Source organism: Rhizobium mongolense USDA 1844 (assembly GCF_000419765.1).
Classification (GTDB): domain Bacteria; phylum Pseudomonadota; class Alphaproteobacteria; order Rhizobiales; family Rhizobiaceae; genus Rhizobium; species Rhizobium mongolense.
Genome location: NZ_ATTQ01000008.1, coordinates 316804 through 327752 on the forward strand (window position 1 = coordinate 316804; position 10949 = coordinate 327752).

The 10949-nt window shown below is 59.8% G+C and carries 9 protein-coding genes; 4 read left to right on the top strand and 5 right to left on the bottom strand.

The genetic code is table 11. The features are described 5' to 3' along the window. Positions 1-10 precede the first annotated feature (10 nt). The 4 genes from A3C3_RS0118070 to A3C3_RS0118085 all read left to right on the top strand — a co-directional run bounded on the left by A3C3_RS0118070 (position 11) and on the right by A3C3_RS0118085 (position 5522). Positions 11-1198 (top strand): phytanoyl-CoA dioxygenase family protein, encoded by a 1188-nt coding sequence (locus A3C3_RS0118070; RefSeq protein WP_022715986.1) that lies wholly within the window; start codon positions 11-13, stop codon positions 1196-1198. Between the two features lie 196 nt (positions 1199-1394). After that, complete coding sequence (locus A3C3_RS0118075; RefSeq protein WP_022715987.1) at positions 1395-2216, top strand: SDR family oxidoreductase; 822 nt, start codon at positions 1395-1397, stop codon at positions 2214-2216. Between the two features lie 100 nt (positions 2217-2316). Further along, positions 2317-3228 (top strand): SMP-30/gluconolactonase/LRE family protein, encoded by a 912-nt coding sequence (locus A3C3_RS0118080; RefSeq protein ID WP_022715988.1) that lies wholly within the window; start codon positions 2317-2319, stop codon positions 3226-3228. Positions 3229-3278: 50 nt separating this feature from the next. Further along, a complete protein-coding gene (locus A3C3_RS0118085) occupies positions 3279-5522 on the top strand; it encodes a glycoside hydrolase family 2 protein (RefSeq protein ID WP_022715989.1) in 2244 nt (747 codons plus the stop codon). 6 nt (positions 5523-5528) lie between these two features. Here A3C3_RS0118085 and A3C3_RS0118090 read toward each other — a convergent pair whose 3' ends face one another. From A3C3_RS0118090 to A3C3_RS38660, 5 genes are all read right to left on the bottom strand, one after another. After that, complete coding sequence (locus A3C3_RS0118090) at positions 5529-6644, bottom strand: ABC transporter ATP-binding protein (RefSeq protein WP_022715990.1); 1116 nt, start codon at positions 6642-6644, stop codon at positions 5529-5531. Positions 6645-6647: 3 nt separating this feature from the next. Continuing rightward, positions 6648-7595: a carbohydrate ABC transporter permease gene (locus A3C3_RS0118095; protein WP_022715991.1), complete on the bottom strand. Its 948-nt coding sequence runs from the start codon at positions 7593-7595 to the stop codon at positions 6648-6650. After that, entirely contained in the window at positions 7592-8545 is a 954-nt protein-coding gene (locus A3C3_RS0118100) for a carbohydrate ABC transporter permease (RefSeq protein WP_022715992.1), read from the bottom strand. The genes A3C3_RS0118095 and A3C3_RS0118100 overlap by 4 nt, the downstream gene beginning before the upstream one ends. An 85-nt stretch (positions 8546-8630) precedes the next feature. Continuing rightward, positions 8631-9887, bottom strand: a complete 1257-nt coding sequence (locus tag A3C3_RS0118105) for an ABC transporter substrate-binding protein (protein WP_022715993.1) — start codon at positions 9885-9887, stop codon at positions 8631-8633. A gap of 226 nt (positions 9888-10113) precedes the next feature. Beyond that, positions 10114-10902 (bottom strand): endonuclease/exonuclease/phosphatase family protein, encoded by a 789-nt coding sequence (locus A3C3_RS38660; RefSeq protein WP_022715994.1) that lies wholly within the window; start codon positions 10900-10902, stop codon positions 10114-10116. Positions 10903-10949 lie beyond the last annotated feature (47 nt).

Here is a 10949-nt window from a genome sequence, read left to right on the forward strand (position 1 = left end):
GAGCCGCCTGATGAAAACCGATAACCTACAGAAACTCCGTGCCGATCGCGTCTGGCTGACCGAGGATGCCTGCGATCTCGGCGATTTTCGTGCACTCGCCGAGAAGACCACGTTGCTCGCCGACTATCCGACGGCCGACAGGATCGACAAGAACGTGCTGATCTACGAGAGCCGCAAGGTTACCGCCGCGGTCGCCGATCCGCATGGCCGCCGCGCCGTTCTCGCCGAGATATGCGAAGCTTTCGGCGAAGGTCCAGGCGTGGTCGTCTTCAAGCACGCCTATGAGGACACGAGCGTTATTGATCGCGCCAGCAGGATCTTCGATGACCTTATCGAGGGGCAGCATCGCACCTCGACCGGCGGCGGTGACCATTTCGCCAAGCCCGGCGCCAATGACCGCATCTGGAATTCGCTGGAAAAGCATTGCCTCGCTGATCCGGCAAATTTCGCTAAATATTACGGCAATGCCATTGTCGCCATCGCCAGCGAAGCCTGGCTCGGACCGTGCTACCAGATGACGGCCCAGGTCAACCGCGTAAACCCGGGCGGTGCAGCGCAATCCGCCCACCGCGACTATCACCTCGGTTTCCAGGCTTCGAAAGTAATCGAGCAGTTCCCGGCGCATGTGCACCGGCTTTCTCCAGTGCTGACGTTGCAGGGCGCGGTCGCGCATTGCGACATGCCGCTCGAAAGCGGGCCGACGCTCTTCCTGCCGCACAGCCAGACCTATGTACCCGGCTACCTCGCGTTGAAACGGCAGGAGTTCAAGGACTATTTCGAGGAAAACCACGTCCAGCTGCCGCTCGAAAAGGGCGATGTGGTCTTCTTCAATCCCGCCCTTTTCCATGCCGCCGGCACCAACCGCTCGGCAAATATCAGGCGTGTCGCAAATCTTCTGCAGGTGTCGTCCGCCTTCGGCCGCGCGATGGAAACGGTAAACCGTGAACGGATGAGCGCGAAGTTGTTCCCGGCTCTAAAGGCGCTGAAGGGCAGGCTCTCCGACGCAGAGATCGCGAATGCCGTCGCCGCTTGCGCCGAGGGATACTCCTTCCCCACCAATCTTGACCGCGACCCGCCCCTCGGCGGCCTTGCCCCGAAAACGCAATCGCAGCTCATGCATGAGGCGTTGAGGCAAGGCTGGAGCGACGAGGCATTGGTGACGGCGCTGGCCGAACAGGCGGAGAGGAAGTTGAGCTAGGGAGGTTAGGCTGGAGCAAGCCGACCCTTCATCCGATCTTCCGGGCAAACCATCGCCGCCACACGTTTCTTCTGCCCACCGAGGAGAAGGTGCCGGCAGGCGATGAGGGGCGAGCGTCCGCACTGACAGCAAACGAGGCGCTCGCGCAGCGGGGGGCCATTCGCATATCATCGCCACACATCAAGGGAGGAACCATATGACCACAGACCATGGCCGTCTCGACGGCAGGATCGCGATCGTCACCGGCGGCACGCAGGGGCTCGGCGCGACGATCGCCCGGCTCTTTGCGGAACGCGGCGCAAAAGGCATCGTTATCTGCGGCCGCAATGAACAGAAGGGCAAGACGAAAGCGGAGGAGGTCTCCTCGAGAACCGGCTCCAAGGTCGTCTATGTCAAAGCCGATCTCGGCAAGGTCGAGGACGCGCGCAATGTCGTCCATGTCTGCGACCAGACCTTCGGCCGCGTCGATGCGCTGGTGAATGCAGCGGCGATTACCGATCGCGGAACGATCCTCGATACAAGCCCGGAACTCTTCGACGCCATGTTCGCCGTCAATGTCCGCGCGCCATTCTTTCTGATGCAGGAAACCGTCAAGGTCATGCGTCGCGAGAAAATCGAGGGCACGATCGTCAATATCGGCTCGATGTCTGCCAAGGCCGGCCAGCCCTTTATCGCCGCCTATTGCGCATCGAAGGGTGCGCTGGAAACATTGACGAAGAACACGGCCTATGCGCTGCTTCGAAACCGTATCCGCGTCAACGGTCTCAATATCGGCTGGATGGCGTCTGAGGGCGAGGACCGCATCCAGAGAGAATATCACGACGCGTCCGACGACTGGCTGGCGAAGGCCGCGGCAAGCCAGCCCTTCGGCCGCCTCGTCAATCCGGAAGAAGTTGCCCGCGCCTGCGCCTATCTCTCGTCTGCCGAATCCGGCCTGATGACTGGCTCGGTCATCTGCTTCGACCAGTCGATATGGGGCGCATATGACGGATCACCGCATCCGACGGCAGCCCTTTGAAGAATCGCCAGAGCCCGGTGCATTTGCCCTACGGGGCTCTGGCACGCATCGCCGTTTATGTTTACGAAGAACGCATATCGCTTTGGGGAGGAGCCAATCAGTGTCGCAAGATATCCTCTATGAAATCCGTGACGAGCGCTTCCGCAGCCTGATTGCAGGAAGCGCCAGGCTGGAGGAACTTTATACCGGCTGCCGCTGGGCGGAAGGCCCTGTCTGGTTCTCTGATCTCAATTGCCTGATCTGGAGCGATATCCCGAACGAGCGCATGCTGCGCTGGGTGCCGGATGGCGGCGTCTCGGTTTTCCGCTCGCCATCGAACTACGTCAACGGCAACACCCGTGATCGTCAGGGGCGCCTGATCTCCTGCGAACACGGCGGCCGTCGCGTCACGCGTACGGAGCCCGACGGCAAGATCACGGTGCTGGCCGACAGCTATCAGGGCAAGCGTCTCAACTCGCCAAACGACGTCGTCGTCGCGTCCGACGGCTCGATCTGGTTCACGGACCCGAGCTACGGGATCAAATCGGACTACGAGGGCCACAAGTCGGAGCCGGAGCAGGAGACGCGCAACGTCTACCGCATCGACGCGCAGAGCGGCGTTGTCGAAGCGATGGTTACCGACTTCATCCAGCCGAACGGCCTTGCATTCACTTCCGACGAAAAGCAGCTCTACATTGCCGATTCCGGCTCTGCCGATCATGACGTGCCGCGCCATATCCGCGCCTTCGACGTCATCGACGGCAAGAAGCTCGCCAATAGCCGTTATTTCTGCTCAATCGACAACGGCATACCGGATGGCTTCCGCTTCGACATCAGCGGAAATCTCTGGAGCAGCGCGGCTGATGGCGTGCATTGCTTTGCCCCGGACGGTACCTTGCTCGGCAAGATCAAGGTGCCGCAGACCGTCTCCAACCTCACCTTCGGCGGCCAGAAGAAAAACCGCCTGTTTATCACCGCAACACAGTCGCTCTATTCGATCTACACGACGACGAATGGCGCACAATATCCGTAAGCGGCTTTGCCGGCCGCGCCAATCAGACATGCTTTAAAGAGGAGTCCGGGATGCGGTCCGTCGTCTCGTTCAATGAATCCTGGAGTTTCCACGAAGGCTTCGGCCAGCAGCTTCTCGACGCTTTCGACGGCACGACGAGCGTCAGCCTGCCGCACACCGCCGTCGAGCTGCCCTTCAACTATTTCGACGAGAAGCTCTATCAGCGCGCCTTTACTTATCAGAAAATCTTGCGCTGGCTGCCGGAATTCGAAGGCCGCGAAGTATCGATCGTCTTCGATGGCGCCATGGCCGATAGCGTCGTCTATCTGAACGGCGAAGAGATCATTGCTCATAAGGACGGCTACACGCCCTTCGAGGCCCGCCTCACCGGTAAGCTTGTTAAGGGTGACAACCTGATCACCGTGAAGATTGACGGCAGCGAGAATCCCGCAATCCCGCCGTTCGGCGGCCGTATCGATTACCTCACTTATGCCGGCATCTATCGCGATGCCTGGCTTAAAGTCACCGGCGCGGTTTCGATCCGCAACATCAAGATCGAAACCGCAAATGTACTCTCCGACGTCAAAACCGTTCGCGTCCGCTGCGATCTCGCCAACCCGCAAAATGCCGCGTTTCTTGGCACCGTTACGGCTTCGCTGAAGGACACATCCGGCACAGTCATCGCGACCGCGAGCGGCGATACGACGGGCGAAGACGTGACGCTTTCCTTCGAAGGCCTCACAGACATTTCGCTTTGGGACATTTCCAGCCCCGCGCGCTATGAGATCACCGTCGACCTGAAAACCAGCCACGGCTCGGATCGGCTGTCGTCGCATTTCGGCTTCCGCACCGCCGAGTTCAGGCCGGATGGTTTTCTGCTCAATGGCAAGCCGCTGAAACTGCGCGGCCTGAACCGCCACCAGGCATTTCCTTATGTCGGCTACGCGGCCGGGCGCTCGGCGCAGGAGCGTGATGCCGATATCATGAAATCGGTGCTGAAATGCAATATCGTCCGCACCTCGCACTATCCGCAGTCGAAATGGTTCCTGGACCAGTGCGACCGCATCGGCTTGCTGGTTTTCGAGGAGATCCCCGGCTGGCAGCATATCGGCGACGTGGAATGGCAGCAGGAGTCGATCCGCAACGTCCGCCGCATGATCGAACGCGACTGGAACCACCCGTCGATCGTCATCTGGGGCGTGCGCATCAACGAATCGCAGGATAGCCACGACTTCTACGCCGAGACCAACCGGCTCGCGCGCGAGCTCGACCCGACCCGCAAGACCGGTGGCGTGCGCTACATCACCGAAAGCGAGTTGCTCGAAGACGTCTACACGATGAACGATTTCATCCTCGGCAACGAGGAACTGCCCGGCGCCAATCGCCCACGCACGGCGCTTCGCAGCCAGCAGGAAAACACCGGTCTTGATCGAAAGGTGCCGTACCTCATCACCGAGTTCAATGGCCACATGCATCCGACCAAGATCTACGATCAGGAAGCGCGCCAGGCAGAGCATGTGCGTCGTCACCTTGAGGTGCTGAACGGCGCCTACGGCGATCCGGAAATCGCCGGCGCGATCGGCTGGTGCATGTTCGACTACAACACCCATAAGGATTTCGGCTCCGGGGACCGCATCTGCTATCACGGTGTGCTCGACATGTTCCGCGAGCCGAAATTCGCCGCCTATGCCTATTCCAGCCAGTGCGATCCGTCTGACGAGATCGTCATGAAACCGGTGACCTTCTGGGCGCGCGGGGAGCGCAACATCGGCGGCGTTCTGCCTCTGATCATTCTTACGAACTGCGATGAGGTCGAACTGAAATACGGCTCGATCACCAAGCGCATCGGTCCGGATCGTGAAAATTTCCCCCACCTACCCCACCCGCCCGTCGTTCTGGACCATCGGCATTTCACGGCCGATGAGCTTGGCACGTGGGGTTTTGAGTGGCTCGACGGCGAGTTTACGGGTTATATCGACAGCCAGCCCGTAGCCAGATTGCGACTTGCTGCCGATCCGCTGCCGACGACGCTCGACGTGGTGGCCGACAGCGGATCGCTGAAAGCCCGCGAGCGCGACACGACGCGCGTCATCATTCGCGCGCTTGACCAATATGGCCAGCGACTTCCGTTTCTGCATGATAGCGTGACACTGCGCGTCGATGGTCCGGCCAAGATCGTCGGCCCGTCCACTATTCCGCTGCAGGGCGGCACGGCTGGTTTCTGGCTGGAAGCAACTGGACTGACCGGCAACATTACGGTCGAGGCAGTGTCGTCCCGCTTTGCACCTGTCACCGTGCATGTAACGGCCGTCTGACAGACGCTATGCGATCCGGAGCTGGCTCTCCGGATCGAAGAACACCGCCTTGTCGAGATTGAAGGCAAGGCGCGTGCTCTGACCAGGCTGAATACCGGCATCGGCGCGCAGCCGCGCAATGACCGACTTGCCGCCGAGCTTCGTCACGGCGAAAGTGTCCGACCCTGCGGGCTCGACCACCTCGATCGCACAGTCGCCTTCCGCCAGCGACTTTGCCTTGCGGTCGGCGCCGTCCGGATCGGTCAGCGCCTCCGGGCGAATGCCGAAGATCACCTTCTTACCGGCATAGGAGGCCAGGCTGTTGCTTGCGGCCGGAACCGGCAGCTTTAAGGCTTCGGCGTTCGGCCGGTCGAGTGAAACCTGAAGGCCGCCGGCGCTGTTTTCCAGCGTCGCGTTGAGGAGATTCATCGCCGGCGATCCCATGAAGTCGGCAACGAAGATGTTGGACGGGATATTGTAGATTTCGGCGGGTGTGCCGAACTGCTGCAGCACGCCATCCTTCAGTACGGCGATCTTGGTTGCCAGCGTCATAGCCTCGATCTGGTCGTGCGTGACATAGACGATCGTCGTTTTCATACGCTGATGCAGGCGCTTGATCTCGGTGCGCATATCGACGCGAAGCTTCGCATCGAGGTTCGACAGCGGCTCGTCGAAGAGGAAGACCTGCGGATTGCGCACCAGCGCGCGGCCCATCGCGACGCGCTGGCGCTGACCGCCCGAAAGCTGGCTTGGCTTGCGGTCGAGCAGATGGCCAATCTGCAGCATGTCGGCCACTTCCTTGATCGCCTTTGCACGCGCGTCCTTCGGAACGCCGCGAATCTCCATGCCGAAGGAAATGTTTCCCGCCACCGTCATGTTCGGATAGAGCGCGTAGGACTGGAACACCATGGCAATGTCGCGCTTGGAGGGATGAAGACCGTTGATGGTGCGGCCATCGATGCGGATATCGCCCGACGTAATCGACTCCAAGCCGGCAATGGTGTTGAGCAAAGTGGACTTGCCGCAGCCGGATGGACCGACCAGCACGAGGAAGCCGCCTTTTTCAAGCTCCAGATCGATCCCCTTGAGGATGTCGACGGCGCCGAAGCGCTTTTTAAGACCGGATATTTCAAGGAAAGCCATGGATTACCCTTTGACGGCGCCCGCCATCAGACCGCGCACGAAATAGCGGCCGGCGAGGACATAGACGATGAGCGTGGGCACGGCGGCGATCATCGCAGCGGCCATGTTGACATTGTATTCGACCACACCGGTCGAGGTATTCACGACATTGTTGAGCGCCACCGTCATCGGCATGGATTCACCGGTGCCGGCATAGGCGGAAGCGAACAGGAAGTCGTTCCAGATATTGGTGAATTGGTAGATCACAGTGACGACGATGATCGGCAGCGAATTTGGCAGCATGATGCGACGGAAAATCTGGAAGAAGCTGGCGCCGTCAACTTGCGCTGCCCTCACCAGTTCAGTCGGAAAGGCCTCGTAGAAATTGCGGAAGAACAGCGTCGTGAAGCCCAAGCCGTAAACGACATGCACGAAGACCAGATTGACGGTCGGATTGCCGAACCCGAAGCTCATGCCCGTGGCGTTCTGGAGCGTGGCACCGAAGCGACCGAGTGCACCAAGGATCGTCGCCATCGGCAGCAGCACCGACTGGAACGGAATGAAGCAGGCAAACAGCATCAGCCCGAACACAAGCTTGTCGCCGGGAAAGCGCCATTTGGTCAGCACATAGCCGTTGAGCGCGCCCATGATGGTGGAGATCGCAACGGCAGGAACGACCATCTTGATCGAGTTCCAGAAATAGCCCTTGATGCCGGCGCAGGTCAGGCCGACGCAGGTCTCGCCCCAGGCCCGCAACCAAGGCTCGAAGGTTGGAGACTGAGGCAACGCTAGCATGTTGCCGTTCTGGATCTCGTCCATGGTCTTGAACGAGGTGACCAGCATCACGAAGAGGGGCATCAGATAAAGGATCGCGAAGATCACCAGCAGGCCGTAGATGACGGTGCGAGTGATCCACCGGCGGCCATTGCCGCCTTGCGATATGGCAGTTGCTGAAGAGGCAACGGTACTCATCGCGCCTTCTCCCGAAGTTCGGAGTAGAGATAGGGCACGATGATCGCCGAGATCGTCATCAGCATGATGATTGCGCTCGCCGAACCGACGGCCATTTCGTTTCGCTTGAAGGTGTATTCATACATGAAATTGGAAGGCAGCCAGGCCGAGCCACCGGGACCGCCGCTCGTCAACGCGACGACCAGGTCATAGGACTTGATCGCCATATGGGCGAGCACGATGAAAGCCGACAGGAAGACCGGCCGCAGCATCGGGATGACGATGCGCCTGTAGAGCTGAAAGGTCGTTGCCCCGTCGATCTGGGCGGCTTTCATGATCTCGCCGTCGATGCCACGCAGACCCGCGAGAAACATCGCCATGACGAAACCGGAAGCCTGCCAGACGCCGGCGATCACCACGGTGTAGATGACGAAATCCTTGTTCTTGATCCAATCGAAATGGAAGCTCGTCCAGCCCCACTGATGCAGTGTCTGCTCAAGGCCGAGGCCCGGATCAAGAAACCACTTCCAGGCAACGCCCGTGACAATGAAGGAAAGTGCCATCGGATAGAGGTAGATTGGCCGCAGCAACCCCTCGCCGCGGATCTTCTGGTCAAGCAGGATTGCCAGGAACAGGCCGAGCGCCAGACAGATTCCGACATAGAGAAAGCCGAAAATTCCCATGTTGGTAATCGAGGTGTACCAGCTCGACGGCGGATCGGTCTCAAACGTCCAGCGCCATAGCCTTTGATAGGCGCGCGGTCCCGTCAGCACATAGGATGGGAAAGTCTTCGAATTGGTGAAGGACAGATAGGCGGTCCAGACGATGAAACCATAAACAAAGATCACAGTGACGGCGAAACTCGGCGCCAGCACGATCTTCGGCAGGACATCCTGCAGGCGGGAGCGGATGGAATTGCCTATTTTGCGTTCCGACGTCAGGTTGATCTCGGGGGTCGCGACAGTGTTCATGAAATCGTCCCCTCCCAGGGCCGCATCTGTGGCAAAACGCCTCCCCCGCCTGCGCGGGGAAGGATCCTATTTGATCGATGGCAAGTTACTTGGCGTCGTCGATTGCCTTGACGAGCTCTTCCACGGCCTGATCAGAGGTCTTGATCTGTCCATGAACGAACTTGGACACGACGTCCTTGTAAGCATTGGCGACCGCTGGAGGAGCGCCATAGCCCTGGGCCAGCGAGCCGAACAGCGTGCCCCCTTCATTGGCAGCCTTGAGGTCGGCAATACCCTTCTTGCCGCAAGCATCGAAGTCGGTATCGGGGACGTCGGTGCGCGCAGGCACCGAGCCCTTGACGACGTTGAAGGCCGACTGGAAGCTCTTGGAGAGCGTGGCCGTGGCAAGCGCGACCTGCGCGGCCTTGCGGTCATCCGGCACATTGAACATGCCGAACATGTCGGAGTTGTAAATCACGCTGCCGTCCGTGCCCGGGAAGCGGTAGCAAAGGAAATCGGTATCCGGCGTCTTCTTCGCCGCCACGAATTCGCCCTTGGCCCAATCGCCCATGACCTGAACAAGTGCATCGCCCTTGATTACCATGGCGGTCGCCAGGTTCCAGTCACGGCCGGAGAAGTTCGGGTCGACATATTCCTTGATCTTGGCAAGGTTGTCGAAGGACTTCTTCATCGTGTCTGATTTCAACGACTCTTCGTCGAGGTCGTTGAAGGCCTTCTTGTAGAATTCCGGCCCGCCAGTGGAGAGCACGATCGAATCGAACATCGTCGCTTCCTGCCAGTTCTGACCACCAAGCGCCAGCGGAATGACGCCTGCAGCCTTGGCTTTTTCGAGCAGTGCGATCAGGTCGTCGAAGGTCTTGGGCTCCGTGCCGCCGATCTTTTCCATGACGGCCTTGTTGATCCAAAGCCAGTTGACCGAGTGTACGTTGACCGGAGCAGCAACCCATTTGCCGTCATAGACGGAGAATTTCTGAAGAGCCGCGGGCACAGACTTGTCCCACCCTTCCTTCGTCGCGGTCTCGGTGAGATCGCCCATGACACCTGCTTGCGCGTAGTCAAGCACCGTATAACCGAGCATCTGCGAGGCGGTCGGATAGGTACCGGCAGCAACCATGGCCTTGAGCGCGGTCATGGCAGCATCGCCGCCACCGCCGGCCACCGGCACGTCCTTCCAAGCAAAGCCTTCCTTGGAGAGGTCTTCCTTCAACACGTTGAGCGCCGCAGCTTCACCGCCGGACGTCCACCAGTGCAGCATCTGGACTTCCTTCACGTCGGCCGCGTAGGCCGCAGTACCTGCCATCATCACGGCAGCAACGGCTGCCGAGCCCAAAAACTTGCGCATGATATTCCTCCCGTTCGCAAGTAAAGCGGCGAGACCCTCCTCGTCCGCCGATGTCTCCCGCAGTCGAAGCGGCAAACATGCCCCGCAACTCTCCCAGTCACGGTTGATAATTTAAAGCGTTATAAAACGAGCGGCGTCAAGTCTTTCTCGACTCGTGAGAAAAATCAGCCTTTACTGTATAAATTATTGAAAATATTTAACTTCGGCAGCCGCTTCCAGTGACCGCTTAGAACGAGATTTCCTTTCGCGTGATTGCCGCACCCGGCAATATGGTAGCCAGCAGCGGCAGGTGATCGGAGGCCCGGCGCACGAGCGGTGTTGCGGTGACCGTCGCAGATGTCACGCCAATCCCGTCCGATACGAAAATATGGTCGATCCGCAGGATCGGCAGCCGGGAGGGATAGGTCGGGCGGGGACGCCGCGCGGCAAGCAACTGCGTATCGCGGAAATGCCGCGCCAGCAGTTTGTAAGCCGGCGATGACGGGACAGCATTGAGATCGCCGCAGATGATCGCGGGAGCCGCCTGGAATTTCTGGCTTCCAATCCATTCCCTGCCGAGCAGCGTCGTCACCTGCCGAACCCGATCGATGCCGCGCAGGCCAAGATGCGTGTTCAGCAAGTTCAGATGAATTCCCGCCATTTCGATCTGCACCCATATCGCCCCCCGCATCTCGCCTACGGAGGGTAACGGCCCGGCTTTCATCAACCGGGTCGGCATGGCTGTCAGGATGGCATCGCCGTACTGCTCCTCCTCGACATGCAGCGCCGGATGAAAGTGGGCCTGCATCTTCAGGAGCGAAGCGATCGCATGTGCCTGGTCGATGCCGCCCGTACGCTTGCGGCCGACATCCAGTTCCTGCAGCGCAATGATGTCCGCACCGGTTTGCGCGATCACATCGGCGATACGCGCCGGTTCGATCCGCCGGTCGGTGCCGATGCAGCTATGCACATTGTAGGTCAGGATTTTCAGTTCGCTGCCGGTTGATTGCGGCGGAACGGGAGAGAATGTGCTCATCCCGGGGGAACTAGCTTTCAGCCCGTTTCGTTCCATCTGCGGAACTC

What these genes read in the sequence shown, in the direction of transcription:
- A3C3_RS0118095 (WP_022715991.1), bottom strand. Translation starts at nt 7,595, where the DNA reads ATGAGTACCGTTGCCTCTTCAGCAACTGCCATATCGCAAGGCGGCAAT.
- A3C3_RS0118100 (WP_022715992.1), bottom strand. Translation starts at nt 8,545, where the DNA reads ATGAACACTGTCGCGACCCCCGAGATCAACCTGACGTCGGAACGCAAA.
- A3C3_RS0118085 (WP_022715989.1), top strand. Translation starts at nt 3,279, where the DNA reads ATGCGGTCCGTCGTCTCGTTCAATGAATCCTGGAGTTTCCACGAAGGC.
- A3C3_RS0118090 (WP_022715990.1), bottom strand. Translation starts at nt 6,644, where the DNA reads ATGGCTTTCCTTGAAATATCCGGTCTTAAAAAGCGCTTCGGCGCCGTC.
- A3C3_RS0118075 (WP_022715987.1), top strand. Translation starts at nt 1,395, where the DNA reads ATGACCACAGACCATGGCCGTCTCGACGGCAGGATCGCGATCGTCACC.
- A3C3_RS38660 (WP_022715994.1), bottom strand. Translation starts at nt 10,902, where the DNA reads ATGAGCACATTCTCTCCCGTTCCGCCGCAATCAACCGGCAGCGAACTG.
- A3C3_RS0118070 (WP_022715986.1), top strand. Translation starts at nt 11, where the DNA reads ATGAAAACCGATAACCTACAGAAACTCCGTGCCGATCGCGTCTGGCTG.
- A3C3_RS0118105 (WP_022715993.1), bottom strand. Translation starts at nt 9,887, where the DNA reads ATGCGCAAGTTTTTGGGCTCGGCAGCCGTTGCTGCCGTGATGATGGCA.